Source organism: Streptomyces sp. NPDC005494 (assembly GCF_042872025.1).
GTDB lineage: Bacteria > Actinomycetota > Actinomycetes > Streptomycetales > Streptomycetaceae > Streptomyces.
The window spans coordinates 223,998-239,633 of the sequence record NZ_JBIAJR010000011.1; the positions used below are offsets into that span (position 1 = coordinate 223,998).

14 protein-coding genes are annotated in these 15,636 nt (G+C 72.2%); 5 read left to right on the forward strand and 9 right to left on the reverse strand.

Annotated features, from left to right (window positions below; translation table 11 throughout):
* Positions 1-40: 40 nt before the first annotated feature.
* From ACFYQ6_RS29155 to ACFYQ6_RS29170, 4 genes are all read right to left on the reverse strand, one after another.
* Positions 41-1,120: a hypothetical protein gene (locus tag ACFYQ6_RS29155; RefSeq protein WP_388765772.1), complete on the reverse strand. Its 1,080-nt coding sequence runs from the start codon at positions 1,118-1,120 to the stop codon at positions 41-43.
* A 185-nt stretch (positions 1,121-1,305) separates the two neighbouring features.
* Positions 1,306-1,866, reverse strand: coding sequence for a hypothetical protein (locus tag ACFYQ6_RS29160; RefSeq protein WP_361585632.1), 561 nt, complete (start codon positions 1,864-1,866; stop codon positions 1,306-1,308).
* 89 nt (positions 1,867-1,955) lie between these two features.
* On the reverse strand, positions 1,956-2,711 hold the full coding sequence (locus ACFYQ6_RS29165) for a siderophore-interacting protein (RefSeq protein ID WP_361585634.1): 756 nt from the start codon (positions 2,709-2,711) through the stop codon (positions 1,956-1,958).
* 252 nt (positions 2,712-2,963) lie between these two features.
* Complete coding sequence (locus ACFYQ6_RS29170; RefSeq protein WP_388765775.1) at positions 2,964-3,692, reverse strand: SDR family NAD(P)-dependent oxidoreductase; 729 nt, start codon at positions 3,690-3,692, stop codon at positions 2,964-2,966.
* A gap of 379 nt (positions 3,693-4,071) precedes the next feature.
* Here ACFYQ6_RS29170 and ACFYQ6_RS29175 point away from each other — a divergent pair, with 379 nt between their 5' ends.
* A complete protein-coding gene (locus ACFYQ6_RS29175; protein ID WP_361585639.1) occupies positions 4,072-5,340 on the forward strand; it encodes an MFS transporter in 1,269 nt (422 codons plus the stop codon).
* A 378-nt stretch (positions 5,341-5,718) separates the two neighbouring features.
* Here ACFYQ6_RS29175 and gap read toward each other — a convergent pair whose 3' ends face one another.
* The 3 genes from gap to ACFYQ6_RS29190 form a co-directional block, all read right to left on the reverse strand.
* Positions 5,719-6,717 carry a type I glyceraldehyde-3-phosphate dehydrogenase gene (gene gap, locus ACFYQ6_RS29180; RefSeq protein ID WP_361585642.1) on the reverse strand — a complete coding sequence of 333 codons (999 nt, stop codon included), beginning with the start codon at positions 6,715-6,717 and terminating at the stop codon, positions 5,719-5,721.
* A gap of 250 nt (positions 6,718-6,967) precedes the next feature.
* Entirely contained in the window at positions 6,968-7,924 is a 957-nt protein-coding gene (locus ACFYQ6_RS29185) for a helix-turn-helix domain-containing protein (RefSeq protein ID WP_361585645.1), read from the reverse strand.
* A gap of 112 nt (positions 7,925-8,036) precedes the next feature.
* Positions 8,037-8,933, reverse strand: a complete 897-nt coding sequence (locus tag ACFYQ6_RS29190; RefSeq protein ID WP_361585647.1) for a helix-turn-helix transcriptional regulator — start codon at positions 8,931-8,933, stop codon at positions 8,037-8,039.
* A 248-nt stretch (positions 8,934-9,181) separates the two neighbouring features.
* On the opposite strand from ACFYQ6_RS29190, the gene ACFYQ6_RS29195 reads away from it, so the two are divergent.
* Positions 9,182-10,198 (forward strand): zinc-dependent alcohol dehydrogenase family protein, encoded by a 1,017-nt coding sequence (locus tag ACFYQ6_RS29195; protein ID WP_361585650.1) that lies wholly within the window; start codon positions 9,182-9,184, stop codon positions 10,196-10,198.
* Positions 10,199-10,345: 147 nt separating this feature from the next.
* The gene (locus ACFYQ6_RS29200) at positions 10,346-10,756 is read left to right on the forward strand and encodes a cupin domain-containing protein (RefSeq protein WP_361585652.1); all 411 of its coding nucleotides are present in this window, start codon (positions 10,346-10,348) and stop codon (positions 10,754-10,756) included.
* Positions 10,757-10,778: 22 nt separating this feature from the next.
* Here ACFYQ6_RS29200 and ACFYQ6_RS29205 read toward each other — a convergent pair whose 3' ends face one another.
* Entirely contained in the window at positions 10,779-12,839 is a 2,061-nt protein-coding gene (locus tag ACFYQ6_RS29205) for a BTAD domain-containing putative transcriptional regulator (RefSeq protein WP_388765778.1), read from the reverse strand.
* Positions 12,840-12,991: 152 nt separating this feature from the next.
* Here ACFYQ6_RS29205 and ACFYQ6_RS29210 point away from each other — a divergent pair, with 152 nt between their 5' ends.
* A complete protein-coding gene (locus ACFYQ6_RS29210) occupies positions 12,992-13,873 on the forward strand; it encodes an alpha/beta fold hydrolase (RefSeq protein ID WP_388765779.1) in 882 nt (293 codons plus the stop codon).
* 364 nt (positions 13,874-14,237) lie between these two features.
* On the opposite strand, the gene ACFYQ6_RS29215 is transcribed toward ACFYQ6_RS29210, so the two are convergent.
* The gene (locus ACFYQ6_RS29215) at positions 14,238-14,942 is read right to left on the reverse strand and encodes a hypothetical protein (protein WP_388765781.1); all 705 of its coding nucleotides are present in this window, start codon (positions 14,940-14,942) and stop codon (positions 14,238-14,240) included.
* A gap of 213 nt (positions 14,943-15,155) precedes the next feature.
* Between ACFYQ6_RS29215 and ACFYQ6_RS29220 the strand changes: the two genes are divergently transcribed.
* Positions 15,156-15,629: a hypothetical protein gene (locus ACFYQ6_RS29220; protein WP_388765783.1), complete on the forward strand. Its 474-nt coding sequence runs from the start codon at positions 15,156-15,158 to the stop codon at positions 15,627-15,629.
* Positions 15,630-15,636: the final 7 nt, after the last annotated feature.

A 15,636-nucleotide genomic window follows, 5' to 3' on the forward strand; every position in this document is an offset into this window, starting at 1 on the left:
CCCATACACGTGGACGTCCGGAAACGCCTCGGGAGTCCTCTCACGCGTCCGGGAAAGGCTGTGTACGGCGCCGGGTGCGGCCTGCCGCCGCCTGCCCTTCGGCCGTCCCGGCCGACCGGCTCGCCACGCTCCGGGCCTTCTTCGCAGAGGGTTTCGCTGCGGCCCTCTTCTCGGGAGTGGCCTTCTTGGGGGCTGCCTTCCTGGGCACGGTCTTCTTCGGAGCAGCCTTCGCCGAAGTCGGCTTCTCGGCAGCGGTCTTCGCCGAAGCCGACTTCTTCGGAGCGGCCTTCGTGGCGTGGTCGGCCCGTCCTCCTGCCGCCGTGGTCTCTGCTGCCGGCTCCTTGCCCGACCTGGCCTCTCCCGCCCCGCCGGAGCGCTTCTTCCCACCGCGCTTCGTGGTGCCGCCGGCGGGTCGCGGACTCCGGCGGCGGGCGGGCCGGGGCTCGGTTCTCGCTCCGGTGTCACGTCCTTCGTCGCGCTGAGCTTCTTCGTCCCCGGCGGCGCTCTCCCCGGAATCGCCCGGGGCCGGCCCGCCTGCCGTGTCCGCAGCGATGTGGCTCGCCTCGTCGACCGCAGCACCGGTGCGGTCGCCCACGTCCTCCACGGCTGTGCCCGCGCTGTCACCGACGGACTCGACCGCCGCCCCTGCACTTCGCCCGACCTCGCCCACGGCCGTCCCGGCGCCCTCGCCCAGCTCGCCTACGGCCCTGCTGGTGCCGGCACCCACGTTCTCGACCGCCGCGGCCGCACCCTTGGTCAGCTGCTCGAGGATCTGGGGATTACGGTCGACCGTGGTCAGCAGGCGGGTGACGATGACGGCGATGTTGTGCAGCCGCACCCTGAGCTGCGCCTGTACGTCAACGCCTTCGATACCCAGCGTGACGCGCCCCAGCCGTACGTCCGCCCCGACGTTCAGTTTGAGGAGGTCCAGCACCTCCGCCTGCAGGGAGACGTGGGCCTCGAGGTCCTCCACTTCCAGGTCGAGTTCGTCGACGTGGAGGGCGGGGACGTCCAGGAAGACGTCCGACGGGCCCTTGCCGCCACCCTGGGCCTGCGGGACGGCGAGCTCGTGGGGCTCCGGGTCCTGGTGCTCGTGATCCTCGCCGTCCGGGCTGGGCATGATGCGCACACATCCTCGATGGCCCCCGAGGCTGATCTTCACGTTCAAGTGTCGACCGGGCGAAACCATTACGCAACGTAGGGCCGCGGGGGTCGAACCCGTCGTGCGCGTCCCTGACCGCGAAGCCGCCCCCGGGTCGTGCGCAGGCGCCCTCCAGGGCAGCGGAGCTGTGGGCACGGCCGGCTTCAGTGTGCCCGTGTCGTCGGCTCCTCGGCCATGAACTCCGTGATCAGGGCTGCCGGGTTGGCGGCCGAGGTCAGCTCGAACATCGCGTCCGGGTCGAACATGTCGTAGAGAATCACCGGGACAGGCCGCCCCAGCACCTCGACGATCCGGCCGCTCTCGTGCAGGTACCGGGCCGCGCCGAGGCACACCTCGTAGAACCACTCGACCAGCCGCTCGTCGGCGCCGCGCGGCTCGTCGTCGTCCTCGTACCAGAGCTGCCGGAACTCCGCCTCCTGGCGGTGCGCCTCGGCGCCCTCCGCCTCCAGCCCGACGGACCTCACCCCTTCGAGCCCCGTCACCGGAAAGCACGCGTAACTCCACCGCGCCTCCCAGGAGTCCGCCCCCGTAGCCGCCGCTTCCGCGCAGTCCGCCTCGGTCGTGTAGCCGATCGCCACGTACGGATACCGCGGGTCCTGGTCGACGCTGTCGATCCGGAACGTCACCGCGTATATCCCGTCGTCCGCCGGGAAGCCCTTGACGATCTCGGCGGCGGCCCGTGTCACATGATCCCGGAACGCCATGCGGCCTCCTTCTCGATGAGTTCGAAGAGCATAGAGGCCCGGCTCACCGTCCGCTCCGGCACTCCGCCGGCCTGTCCGGCCGCCCGCCGTCAGGCGTGCGCCGGCTCCCGCCGTGTCTCCGTGGCCGCTCGGGGGGCCGGAGTTCCGCGCCAGTAACCGCAGAAGTAGATCTGCTCCTTGTCGATGCCCCGCTCGTTCACCAGGTAGCGCCGTACGGACGTGGCCAGGGCGGACTCGCCCGCTACCCAGACGTAGGGCTTGCCGGGCGGGAAGGGCAGGGTGCGCAGCGCCTCCACGGTCCGGGCACCGTGGGGGCCCGAGCGGAACAGCCAGGTCGCCTCACCGGCCAGATCCACCACGACCTGCTCGTCCTCGACTTCGAGAAGGGTGTGCACGGGGGTGCGTATGCCTTCCAGCATGGACGAGATCGCGGGCAGGGCCGTTTCGTCGCCGATCAGCAGCTGCCAGTCCGCGTCGCCTGCCTCGTACCGGGCACCGTCGCTCAGGATGCCGATCCGATCGCCCCGTTCCGCCCGCATGGCCCAGGCGGAGGCCGGGCCGCTGTCGCCGTGCAGCGCGAAGTCGACATCGAGTCGGCAGCCGGCGGGGTCGATGCGGCGGACCGTGTAGTTGCGGACCACGGGGCGCCGGTCGGGAGACATCGCCTGGAGCTCGGCCCACCAATCCGTGGTCGCCGGCAGCCGCAGATCGTCGTCGACCGGGAGGAAGAGCCGAACCAGATGGTCGGCGCCTGCGTAGTGGAAGTCGCTCACGCCCGGGCCCTCCAGCGTGATCCGGACCATGCGCGGCGCGAGGTGACGCACCTCGGCAACCGTCACGAACATGGGTCGCTGCGGGGGGACTTCAAGGGCTGCACGTGATGGAGACATCGAAGGACCACTCCCGAACCGGACCGTCGGACCATGATTAGGTGAGCCTCAGCTTACTTGTGCTGTGGGTGAGCGCTACCCCGCCCCCGCCCCTCAGCCGGCCCGGACGTGGCGTTCCCTGCCCCCCGGCCCGCGCTGCTCCCACGTTCACTCATGAGACCTCGTCGCCTCCCCGGTCAGGCGCCGGCCCTGGCCCGCGGCGACCGGTCAGCTGAGCTCGACGCCTGTTTCCTCGGCCAGCACCTGCAGGAGACGGTCCTGGAACGCATCGTCGTGCACCGCCGGATGGGTCTGCTGCCGCTGCTGGTGGTACCAGTAGCCACCCGTGGTCATCGCCTCCGGGTCATCGCCGGTGGCGAGCCACGCCTGGGTCCGATGACCTAGCTCCAGATCGTCCGGCGCACCGGGGCCGCCCATTTTCGTCGGCACCCAGCCCGGGTCCACGGCATTGCTCGGCGTGCCGGGCCGCAGCCCCGCCACCGCTGCCGCCAGGGCGGTCACGAACAGCTTGCTGTCCGCGTACGAGCCAGGGCTGAGCCCCGTCCAGTCGACTCCTTCGAGGACGGGGCTGCCGCTGAAGTGCGAGCCGCTGCTGAGGTACACCAGGCGGCGTGGCGTGGGCGTCAGGGCCGTGAGCAGGTAGGGGGCGACGACGTTGACGGGCATGACGGCCGGTCCGCTCCACACACCGGCGTTGTGGATGACCGCATCGAGCGGTGCCGCGTTGCCGAGCTCGGCGGCCATGCGCCGTACGGCGTCCCGCTCGGTGAAGTCCGCCACCGTCAACTCGGCCCCACGGGCCACCAGGTCGGCCAGGTCATGCCCGCGTTGACGGTTGCGGGCGTGCACCACCACCTGGTGGCCATGGGACAGCAGGGCATCTGCTGCCGCACGTCCGAGCCCGTCGGCGGAACCCGTCACCAGAATCCGGCTCATGACCGCTCCATCCTTCCCGTCGACGTCAGGAAACACGCGACCCGCCCCCGTCTCCCGACGTCACGGCCGTGCAGGCGTGTCAGGGGTGCACTGCCAGTACACCCCTCATCCGTGACTCGATCTTTCAGCGCCGCGCCCGTTTCCTGGATGGAGCGGTGTCCGGTCCTGCATGCAGCGGTATCCGGAGTATCCGCCGTGACCGTCGACCGCCCCGAGAAGAGACAGACCGTGTTCCGTGCCGCTGCCCGCGTGGCTCCCGCACCGGCCCCGGGCCGCACAGACGTACGCATCCCGCGGTACGACCCAGTCCAGCGCTGAACCGCCCCGCTGCCCGAGCCGGCCCCGCACCGCACACCTGCGCCGAGGAAAGAACCCGCCCATGCGCTCCACCCCGCCCACGCCCCGGACCGGCACGCTCCCACGTGTCGTCTGGGTACTCGCTGCCGGAACCTTCCTGATGGGGACCACGGAGTTCGTCGTCGCCGGGCTGCTGCCCGAGATCGCCGCCGATCTCGACGTCAGCGTCTCCGACGCCGGACTGCTGATCACCGCGTTTGCCCTCGGCATGATCGTCGGCTCCCCCACGATGGCGATGGCCACCCTCCGCCTGCCCCAGCGCCAGACCTTGATCCTGGCGCTCGTGGTCTTCAGCCTCGGACACGTCGCCGCCGCCCTGAGCGGCTCCTTCACCGTCGTTCTGGCTGCCCGCGTGATCACCGCACTGGCCACCGGGGCCTTCTGGGCGGTCGGCATGGTCATCGCGAACGCCGCGGCCGGCCCCGCCGCAGCCACCCGTGCCACGGGACTGATGATCGGCGGCCTCACCCTGGCCAACGTCATCGGTGTACCCGCCGGGTCCTTCGTCGGCCAGTACATCGGCTGGCGCGGCCCCGTCTGGGCCCTGGCCGTCCTGTCTGCCCTCGCCGCCTTCTTCATCGGCCGGTTCATCCCCGCCCAGGGACGCCGCGCGGCCGTCTCCTTGCGCGCCGAGTTGAGCGCCCTGCGCCAGGGTCGGCTGTGGCTCGCACTGAGTTCGGCCATGCTGATCATGGGCGGCGTGATGGCCACCTACACCTACATCACGCCCCTGCTCACCGAGCGCACGGGGATCCCCGAGGGCGCTGTCCCGCTCGTCCTCATCGCCTTCGGTATCGGCGCTCTGGGGGGCACCACCACCGGCGGGCGGCTGGGCGAACGCCGGCCGATGGCCACCACCGTCACCGCCGCCGCAGCCACCGCGCTCGTACTGTTGCTGATGATCCCGCTGTCCGCCCACGTCGTCACGGTCACGGCACTCGTCCTGCTCATGGGCTGGACCGGATTCACCGTCAACCCCGTCGTCACCGCGCTCGCCGTGCGCTTCGCAGGTGACGCGCCCACCCTCACGTCCGGCCTGACCACCTCCGCCTTCAACGTCGGTATCGCCGCCGGATCCGCAGTCGCGGGCATGGCTCTCGATTCGGCAGGACCGGTCGGCCCCCCGGCCGTGGGTGCCGTCATAGCGGCATGCACCGTGCTGCCCCTCCTCACCCTCGCCCTGCACGGCAGGCACCGCGGCTCACGCGTCGTCGCCCGGCACGCCCCCGTCACGAAGCAGCCCGAGGAACCCACGCAGCCCTGTCCGGCACCGAGTCCGCGCGCTCACTGAACGAGTTCGACGATGCCCCGTTCGTCGGGGATGCGAGGACCGAGAGCGGATGCGTGCGTGCACCGAGAGCAGACGCGTGCGTGCACTGAGAAGACTGAGTCTGTCCCGCCGGGCCGGCTACCGCGCCGCGCTCAGGCCCAGTCGGCTACCGGCGGCGCTCCGAATCCCGAACCGGTGCCGGCTCGTCCTGGGCCGTCGCCTCGTCACTCCGTTCTGCCAGGCGCTCCGGCCAGGCTTTGCGGGTCGGCCGGAGCGCTCGGTCAGGCCGGCGTTGGCCGTGCCGGTCGCCGGCGGCGGCGGGCGCCGCCCCCGGCGTCCCGGTCTCCCCCGGGCGTCCCGGCCCTGGCCCGGGCGTCCCGGCCGGCCTCTGGCTCCTGGTCAGCGGCCTGCGAGGAGTTCGAGCGTGTCGATCACACGGTTCGAGAAGCCCCACTCGTTGTCGTACCAGGCGACCACCTTGATGTGGCGGCCCTCGACGCGGGTGAGGGCGGAGTCGAAGATCGACGAGGCGGGATTGCCCGTGATGTCGGACGACACGAGCGGGTCGTCCGAGTACTCCAGGATGCCGGTGAGCGGCCCCTCCGCCGCGGTGCGGTATGCCGCCAGCACGTCGTCGCGCGTCACGTCGCGGGAGACGGTCGTGTTGAGTTCGACGATCGAACCCACGGGCACCGGTACGCGGATCGAGTCTCCCGACAGCTTGCCGTCGAGGTTGGGCAGCACCAGGCCGATCGCCTTGGCGGCGCCGGTCGTGGTCGGCACGATGTTGACGCCGGCGGCGCGGGCTCGGCGGGCGTCGCGGTGCGGACCGTCCTGGAGGTTCTGTTCCTGCGTGTAGGCGTGCACCGTGGTCATGAACGCGTGCTCGATACCGGCGAGTTCGTCGAGGACCGCGGCCAGCGGCGCGAGCGCGTTGGTGGTGCAGGAGGCGTTCGAGACGATCGTGTGCACGGCCGGGTCGTAGGCGTCGGTGTTGACCCCGAACGCGAGCGTGACGTCGGCGCCGTCCGACGGGGCGCTGACGAGGACCTTCTTCGCGCCCGCGTCGAGGTGTGCCCGAGCGGCCTTGGCGGAGGTGAAGCGCCCGGTTGCCTCCAGGACGATGTCCACGCCGAGTTCGGCCCACGGCAGCTGTGCCGGTTCGCGCTCGGCGAGCACCGTGATCCGGCGGCCGTCGACGACGAGGACGTCCCCGTCGACGCTCACCGGGCGCCCGAGCCGGCCGGCCGTGCTGTCGTAGGCGAGCAGCCGGGCGAGAGTCGCGGGCTCGGTCAGGTCGTTGACGGCGACGATCTCGAGGGAGCTGTCGCGCTCCAGCAGCGCGCGCAGCACGTTGCGTCCTATGCGGCCGAATCCGTTGATGGCGATGCGAGTCATGAGTGATGTCCCTTTCTCTCCCCACCAGGCTCGCTCGCGGCGGGTGCCGCTGACAGTGGCGGGATCGCCATGGTTCAAAAGGATCCCGCCAGGCAGGGCCCGGACCGTACGGCCAAGGGCCCGGCTCCCCCGCGGGCGGGCGCCTGGCGGGGATCGGGCTCCGTACAGGCGGGCATCGGACCACGTACGGGCGGGTGTCGGACCACGTACGGGCGGGCATCGGGCTTCCTGCGGCCGGGTCCCGGGCGGGTCACTCACCCCGGGTGAAGGTGCGCCGGTACTCGCTCGGTGAGGTGCCGAGGATGCGCTGGAAGTGCAGGCGGAGGTTCGCGCCGGTACCCAGCCCGATGTCGGCGGCGATCTGTTCCACGCTGCGCTGTGAGCGCTCGAGCAGTTCGCGGGCCAGGTCGATGCGGGCGCGCATCACCCACTGCATCGGCGTGCAGCCGGTCTCCTCGACGAAGCGCCGGGAGAAGGTGCGCGCCGATACGCCGGCCTGACGCGCCAGCACGTCGAGGGTGAGGGGTTCGGCGAGGCGGTGGAGCGCCCATTCACGGGTGGCGGCGAAGCGCTCGCCGAGCGGTTCGGGGACACTGCGGGGCACGTACTGGGCCTGGCCGCCGCTGCGGTAGGGGGCCGCGACCAGACGCCTGGCCGCGTGGTTGGAGGCGGCCACTCCGAGGTCTCCGCGCAGGATGTGCAGGCACAGGTCGATGCCGGAGGCGGCGCCTGCCGAGGTGAGGACGCTGCCCTCGTCGACGAACAGCACGTTCTCGTCGACCCGCACGAGCGGATGCCTTGCCGCCAGTGCCCGCGTGTAGTGCCAGTGGGTCGTGGCGCGCCTGCCGTCGAGCAGGCCGGTGGCGGCGAGCGCGAAGGCGCCCGTGGAGATGGCGGCGAGCCGCGCGCCCCGCTCGTGGGCGGCGATCAGCGCCTCGACGACGGACCGCGGCGGGTCGTCGCGGTCGGGGAAGCGGTAGCCGGGCACGAAGACGATGTCGGCCCATGCGAGCGCGTCGAGGCCGTGGGCGACGTGGTAGGCGAGCCCGTCGCCGCCGGCGACCGGACCGGGTGCCGCTCCGCACACCCGTACCTCGTACGGCATGCTCGCGCGGGTCGTGAAGACCTGCGCGGGAATCCCGACGTCGAGTGGTTTCGCGCCCTCGAGCACGAGGACGGCGACGCGATGAGGGCGAGGATCGGGCACAGGTAGAGGTTACGTGCGGTGCGATCGCGCCAGGTCCGCGAACGGGGCCGCGGTGGTGCGCCCGGTGCTTATGCGCCATGGCCGTACGCACCGGGGCGGCCTCATCCGCGTCTCAGCCCGTGGTGGGCTGCCGGGTGGTGGAATCGGCCGCTTCCCGGGTGGCGGCCCAGGAAGCGAGCAGACGCAGCCCTTCTTCGGAAGGGGATCCGGGTTCGGCGGTGTAGATCGTGAGGGTGAGGCCTGGTTCGGCGGCCATGTCCAGGCCCTCGTAGGCGAGGATGAGCTGTCCGACGGCCGGGTGGTGGAAGTGTTTGGTGCCGGTGCCGTGGTGACGGACGTCGTGGGCGCCCCAGCGGGTGCGGAACTCGTCACTGCGGGTCGACAGCTCGCCGACGAGGTCGTGCAGGTCCTTGTCGTGGGGGTCCCGGCCGGCTTCGGTACGCAGGATGGCCACCGCCATGTCGGCCGCGGTGTCCCAGTCCGCGTAGAAGCGCCGGGATGCGGGGTCGAGGAAGTTGAAGCGGGCGAGGTTCGCCTGGTTGACGGGGGCGGCGTAGAGGTCGGAGTAGAAGGCACGGGCGAGCTGGTTCGCGGCGAGGAGGTCCATGCGGCCGTTGCGGACGAAGGCGGGTCCGGCGGTGATCGCGTCCAGGGTCCACTGCAGGCTGCGGTGCGGGGTCCACTGCTGCCTGCTGGTGCGACGCCGCGGCCGGGTGAGGGCGTGCGAGCCGTCGGCGGCCTGGGCGAGGTGGAGGAGGTGGGCCCGCTCGGCGTCGTCGAGTTGCAGGGCGCGTGCGACGGCTTCGAGGACTGCCGGGGAGACTCCGGCGAGGTTGCCGCGTTCCAGCTTGGCGTAGTACTCGACGCTCATGTCCGCCAGGGCCGCGACCTCGCTCCTGCGCAGGCCGGGCACCCTCCGTCGGGAGCCGGCCGGCAGTCCGGCCCGCTCCGGGGTGATCTTCGCTCGCCGCGAGGTGAGGAACTCGCGCACTTCCGCATGATTGTCCACGTCTTCGACGGTACGGCCTGCGCGCCGTCCGAGGGATGTACTGCCGGTACACCCCTTGACAGTGACTCGCTGATCGCGGGCGGAGCGTTTTACCTGGATGTGGTGGCGTTCCTCGTCCGGCCGTGCCGGCGGGACGAGGACGACGCCGGACCGGTACGCGTACGGCGGCTCGCCGCCCGGCCCGGTCCCGCAGCCGCACCGGCGACTGCCGGCCGAACACAATGTCTGAGCACGTAAGGAACCCCCTCATGCGCGGAGCAGTGATACACGCCCCCGGCGACGTCCGTTTCGAGACCCTGGACGACCCTGAGATCCTCGAGCCGACAGACGCGATCATCCGGACGGCCGTCACCTGTGTGTGCGGCTCCGACCTGTGGCCCTGGCGCGGCCTGGAGCCGACCGGTGAGGCACACCCCATGGGGCACGAGTACGTCGGATTCGTCGAGGAGGTCGGCCGCGATGTCACCTCGGTGAGGCAGGGCCAGTTCGTCGTCGGCTCGTTCGCGACCTCCGACAACACCTGTGCCAACTGCCGCAACGGATTCCAGTCCAACTGCCTGCACCGCGAGTTCATGAGCACCTGCCAGGCGGAGTACGTACGCATCCCCAACGCCCAGGGCACCCTGGTGGCCACCGACACCGTGCCGGACGAGGAGTACTGGCCCGGGCTGCTGGCCGTCTCCGACGTCATGGGCACCGGCTGGTGGGCCGCCGACGCCGCTGAGGTGAAGCCCGGCTCGACCGCGGTCGTGGTCGGCGACGGGGCCGTGGGTCTGTGCGGGGTGATCGCGGCGAAGGAGAGGGGCGCGGAGCGGATCATCGCGATGAGCCGCCACGCCTCCCGGCAGAAGCTCGCCCGTGAGTTCGGCGCCACCGACATCGTCACCGAGCGCGGTGAGGAGGGTGTGGCCAGGATCAAGGACCTCACCGGCGGCATCGGTGCGGATGCCGTCCTGGAGTGTGTGGGAACCGCCCAGGCGATGCAACAGGCGCTGCACTCGGCGCGGCCCGGCGGCAACGTCGGCTTCGTCGGCGTCCCCCACGAGGTCGCCGTCGACGGGCAGGAGCTGTTCTTCTCCCACGTCGGCCTGCGCGGCGGGCCCGCCCCCGTGCGCCGCTACCTGCCCGAGCTGATCGACGGCGTGCTGTCGGGCCGGTTCGAACCGGGCAAGGTCTTCGACCTCACCCTGCCCCTGGACCAGGTCGCCGAGGGCTACCGGGCGATGGACGAACGGCGCGCCATCAAGACGCTCCTCAAGCCCTGACGCCACGGGGCCGCCGGGGCGGTGACGTCGACGCCGCCGGGCTCCCCCGGTCCCTTCGGCCCGTCCCGCTCCGCCCCCTGCGCCCATGGCGCCGACGACACCCACGGCGCCCATGGTGCCCACGACGCCCACGAAGAAGGAATGACCATGCAGATCACCCGTAGCTCGATGGATACGGCCAAGGGGCCGGCCGACTGGTTCACCGGCGATGTGTACATCGATGCCGTCGCCGCCGCGCCCGCACCCTCACGGGTCACGGCCAACCTGGTGCACTTCATGCCGGGAGCGCGGACCCACTGGCACCGCCACCCGCTGGGCCAGACCGTCTTCGTCACGGAGGGCGTGGGCCTGTGCCAGCGGAGGGGCGGTCCGGTCGAGGTCATCCGCCCCGGGGACCGCGTCCTGTTCGAAGCAGACGAGGAGCACTGGCACGGCGCGGCTCCCAACCGGCTGATGGTGCACCTGGCCGTCAACGAGAGCGACGCCGACCATGACGTCGTGCACTGGCTGACTCCCGTCACCGACGAGGAGTACACCGCGGCCCCGGTGTCCGGCTGACGCGTCGCGGCCTCGCCCGGTCTCAGCGCTGCCCGGGGCGGTCGCCCGGCCGGTCGCGGTCTTCGAGGGCTCTGTCGGCCGCCCGGATGTGCTGCGCGACGGGGCCGAAGGAGACCAGTCCGCTCCCTGCGCCCGCCGACTCTCCGGCGGCTGCGGCGAGTTCGTCGCGGGCACGGCGCAGGACCGGCACATGGCCCACGGTCGCCGCGGCCCGGGCGAGTACGCACCACAGCGCCTCCTGGAGGAGATCGTGCGGCGGGCGGGGCACGACCGCGAGCGCCTGCCTGGCCTGCTCCGTGGCGCCGGCCCCGGCCAGCAGCAGGGGGTGGAGCCACGGCCGGTAGGGGCCGGCGTCGACGCGGGCGAAATCGTCGGGGTCCGGCAGGGCCTCCCCCCGCATGACCGGAATCAGCGCGACGAGGGCGCCCGCTCCCCCGGTGAGGCCGGGCATGCCGCAGTTCGCCGTCGTCCCGAGCACCTCCTCGTACCGGGGACGGGCAGCCGCCCAGCCGTCTGTCTCGCAGATGCGCAGCGCCTGGTACCAGGACGTGAACACCCCTGCGAGCGGGCGTTCGTTGCGGTGCGCGAGCCGGTCGATCTCCTCGGCCTCGGCATCGGCCGCATCGAGGTCGCCGAGTCCGGCGCATGCCTGGAGGCGGATCAGCCGCCCCAGGACCTCGTGGCCCGGAATCTCGTGGCCGGCGGCCAGCCGTGCCAGTTCCCCTCCGATCGCCGCACGGCGCGCGGCCGATCCGCACGTGGCGAACGACTGCATGAAGGCACCGTTCAGGGCGAACGCCAGCACGGCCGGGTCGGCGAGACTCCGGGCGATCCGGACGGCCTCCTCGGCGGCGCGTTCCGCACGCAGCCGCCAGGGTTCGGCAGCCGGCGAATCCGCCGCGCGGGGAAGCGGCGCGTCGGCGGCGGCGTCGCCCCGTGACTCGACCGCGACGACCGAAAGCAACCGGGCGCGCAACGTCGGCGGGCCTCCGGGGCCGAGCCGCGCGACGGCCCGGGCCGCTGCCCGGGACAGCTCACCGGCGTCCGCGGGATCGTCGGCGCGGGTCCACAGCGCCGGCACGTCGTAGGAGCCGATGATCCGGGCCGCCAGTTCGTCGTCACCTGTCGTCTCCGCTGCGGCGACCAGCTCCCGCCGGTGCTCGCGCGCCTCCTCCAGGCCGTCGGCGCCGGTCACCGCCAGGTCCCGCAGGAGGCCCGCGGTGGCGTGCAGCCGGGCCCGGGACCTGGCGGGCACCGAGCGCTCCCACGCGGCGGACGCCCGGCCCCAGACACCGTCCGCCACCCCGGCGAGCTCGGCCCCGGAGCCGGATGTGCCGCTGAGGATGCGCGCTTCGAGCCGGGCCAGCGCGGGACCTGGGCCGTGACCTCCGGCGGGCCGGTCCGTGAGTGCGACACGGGCGTGACGCAGACTCTCCAGGGCCTCACCGCGGCGCCCGGACCGGTCCAGTGCGGTTGCCAGGAGAACCCAGCCGTCCTCCCGCCCCGGGTGCGCGGCGACATGGGCGCGCAGGTCGGCGACGGCGTCGCGGGCGGCGCCCGTGGCGAGCAGGGCGTCGGCGCGGCGCTCGACGGCGTCGAGGCGCAGCGCCTCCAGCCGGGCCTGCTCGGCAGCGGCCCACGCCGCATCGGGAAAGTCCGCCAGAACGGGCCCACGCCACCGGGCGAGCGCCTCGTCCCACAGGGCGACCGCGGCGTGCGGGGGCGCCGCCACGGCACGCGTGGCGGAGTCCTCGAACCGCCAGGCGTCCACCGCCTCGCGGCCCGCGCGCAGGACGTAGCCGGGGCCGTCGGTGACCAGCAGACGGGACGGCTGCCGGGGAGGGCGCCCGGGTTCCAGTGCACGCCGCAGCGCCGCCACGAATGTGCGTACCGCACCGATCGCGGCGGCCGGAGGTTCGTCCCCCCACAGGTCCGCGACGAGGCGGCCCACGGGTACGACCCGGTCGCGAGCGATCAGCAGCCGTCCGAGCACCTCACGGTTGCGGGGCGCTCCGAGCGGGAGCGGTGCGCCTTCGGAGTCCCAGGCCTCCACCGGTCCCAGCAGTCCGAACTCCACGCCCACGGCACGGTCCCTTCGTGGGCGGCGCCGCTGCCGGGGTGCCGCGTGTTCACTCATCGATCGCTGATCCGGGGCCCGCAGTGTGGGTGCCGTCCCGGGGCGGCCGGACCGCGAGGTCCGGAACGTCCACTCTGCCACGAACCACAGGAGTCGCAGTGACACACCTGAGCATCCCCGGTTTCGCCGAGCACCGCGTGCGGGTCGACGACGACGTGACGCTGAACGCCGCCGTCGGCGGCAGCGGCAGCCCGCTCGTCCTGCTGCACGGTTTCCCCCAGACCCACCTGATGTGGCGGCACGTCGCCGCCGATCTCGCTACGGACCACACCGTCATCTGTCCTGACCTGCGCGGCTACGGAGCCAGTGACAAGCCCGCCGAGACGGGCCCCGAGGTGTACGCGAAGCGGACCATGGGCCGGGACGTCGTCCGGCTCGCCGCCGAACTGGGGCACGACCGCTTCACCCTGGCCGGTCACGACCGCGGCGCCCTTGTCGCCTTCCGCACCGCCATGGACCACCCCGACGCGGTGTCCCGGGCGCTCTTCCTGGACGTCCTTCCTACGCTCGACATGTGGGACGCCCTGGGTGGGGTCTCCGGCGCGATCGGCTTCCACCTCTACCTGATGGCTCAGGCCCCCGGTCTGCCGGAGGAGATGATCCAGGCGTCCTCGGACACCTTCTTCGCCTACTTCCTCGACGCCTGGACGAACGCCCCTGAGGCCATGAGTGCGGAAGTCCGCCGTCGCTACCTCGACGCCTCGGCAGCCGCCGTGCCCTCGATCGTGGCCGATTACCGTGCCTCCGCCGGGGTGGACGTGGAGCACGACACCGCGGACCGCGAGGCGGGCAACCAGCTGGCCATGCCGGTCACCGTCCTCCAGCAGGACTGGGGCGCGGCCCTGGGCTACCACGCTCAGGGACTGTGGGGAGCCTGGGCCGGGGATCTGCGGCACCGCACGGTCTCCTGCGGCCATTTCATGGCCGAGGAGGACCCGAAGCTGATCGCCTCCGAGATCCGGGCCCTCGCCGAGCGCTGACAGGCCGGAAACCCTCGTCTCCGACCGGATCGGCTGCCTCGGCCGCAGCGGCATCGGCCCTCTCCCGTACAGCCGGACCGGCCGTCCCCGTACAGCCGGACCGGCCCCCTCCCCGCCTGGGAGGGAAGGCGGTCAGGCGCCGCAGGACACGGCGTACCTGGCCTCCATCAGCAGCACGGCCTCATCGACGCGAGCGCAGAGTTCAGCTCTACCGGAGGCGCCCTGCCCTCCGGCCCCGCGTCCGCACCTGCGCCTGCGGTCGAGGCTCAGGCCTGGCCGGGGCTCAGGCCGGGCGCGGTGCCGTCCCGCCGCATCACGGCGGCGGCACTTCCCTCAGCGGGCGCCCCCGGGTCGCGAGCACAGGTCAGTGGAGGCGATTCCCGCACCCGGCGGGGAACAGAACAGCGTGCGGCGGCAATTCGCCGGGGTGCCGGGCGAATACCCGCAGGCATGATTCCCGGGACCCCGCATCGGAGTACTCGACGGAGATCTCGTTCAGCACGGTGATGGTTCCGGCGTGATGCATCTCGGCCGCGTGCACCCCGTCGGGGAGAGCGCCGCCGAGGATTCCGAAGGCCGCCGCGTCGCCGCCGTCGGCAATGCATTCGAAGATCTCGAAGCGCCAGTGCGCGGAAGCGTCGGCCAGTAATGACTTACCGATCCCGCCCAGGCCGACAAGGAACTCGGTGCGGCCACGGACGTGATGGGCAATGGCGCAGCAGAGGGCCGCCGCCGTGCCGTCGGGTGCCGCCAGTCTCGTGTACCCGGCGTGCGGATAACAGGACAGCGCCTCGTCCAGAAGCCCCAAGGCGGTGTCCCGAGCCGCCGGATGTCCGTGGTGAGCGATGTCCAGCAGCAGCGGTGCAGCGACCGCGGCCGCTGGGAACACCGCGCCGCTGTGGCCATGAACCGTTCCACCCCCGGCAAGCAGAGAGCCAGCGTCTGCAGCTTGCGGCAGATTCGTCGCCCCCGACAGGGCACGCAGCCCGTCGGCGACCCGGGCCGGTTCGTACCAGTCGGGATGGCCAGGCACGGAGTGCCAGTCCACCGCGTCGATCCCGTTCAGCACAGCGGCGTCCTCGCGAGTGGCCGCCGCCCGCCGTGCGCGAGGACCGACGGGTGCAGGGTCTGTTCGTCGTACGACACCATGAGGGAGAAGGTAACCCCGGTGCCGGCAGACCGAGTCACGCAGGCGCCGCGCGCTCCCTTGCCTGCCGGCGACCGGCTCGCACGTCGGAGAAACCGGTGGCAGACCTCGCCTCACCTGACCGACGATGCCCGGATGCACCTCGACGAAGCACTGGTGGGCCTCTGGAGCAGCACCCCGTTCGACTACGGGGTGATGGAAGCCTCCGAACTGGTGTTTCTCCCCGACGGGCGGGGCTTGAGCGTGTGGCACGCTGTCGCGGCCATGTACGTCACCCACTTCCGGTGGGGGTGTCCCGCCCCGGGGCTGCTGGAGTTGCGGGCGGAGTGGACGGTCGAAGGGGAGCCCGGGGGAAGCGGTGACCCTTTCGCGTTCTCGGCCATGCAGCAGCCTGAAGCGGCGGACGAGGTGACGCGCCATCACTACTCCGTCGGCCCCGCCGTCCCGCCGCCTGGTGGTGAGCCGGTCCTGGCCGTCGCCTTCCGGGAGCCGGTGGAATTCTGCACGACCTTCGCCCGACGCTCCGGAACGGCCGCCTTCGAGGAGGATCCGGCCCTGCGGTCGCTCCTCCGCCCTGGAGGGCAGGAGCGCAGGAGCGCGGGAGCTTAGGGGACTC

Coding starts and splice junctions, on each gene's coding strand:
- ACFYQ6_RS29155 (WP_388765772.1), bottom strand. CDS start 1,120: ATGCCCAGCCCGGACGGCGAGGATCACGAGCACCAGGACCCGGAGCCC.
- ACFYQ6_RS29170 (WP_388765775.1), bottom strand. CDS start 3,692: ATGAGCCGGATTCTGGTGACGGGTTCCGCCGACGGGCTCGGACGTGCG.
- ACFYQ6_RS29165 (WP_361585634.1), bottom strand. CDS start 2,711: ATGTTCGTGACGGTTGCCGAGGTGCGTCACCTCGCGCCGCGCATGGTC.
- ACFYQ6_RS29175 (WP_361585639.1), top strand. CDS start 4,072: ATGCGCTCCACCCCGCCCACGCCCCGGACCGGCACGCTCCCACGTGTC.
- ACFYQ6_RS29220 (WP_388765783.1), top strand. CDS start 15,156: ATGCACCTCGACGAAGCACTGGTGGGCCTCTGGAGCAGCACCCCGTTC.
- gap (WP_361585642.1), bottom strand. CDS start 6,717: ATGACTCGCATCGCCATCAACGGATTCGGCCGCATAGGACGCAACGTG.
- ACFYQ6_RS29195 (WP_361585650.1), top strand. CDS start 9,182: ATGCGCGGAGCAGTGATACACGCCCCCGGCGACGTCCGTTTCGAGACC.
- ACFYQ6_RS29200 (WP_361585652.1), top strand. CDS start 10,346: ATGCAGATCACCCGTAGCTCGATGGATACGGCCAAGGGGCCGGCCGAC.
- ACFYQ6_RS29160 (WP_361585632.1), bottom strand. CDS start 1,866: ATGGCGTTCCGGGATCATGTGACACGGGCCGCCGCCGAGATCGTCAAG.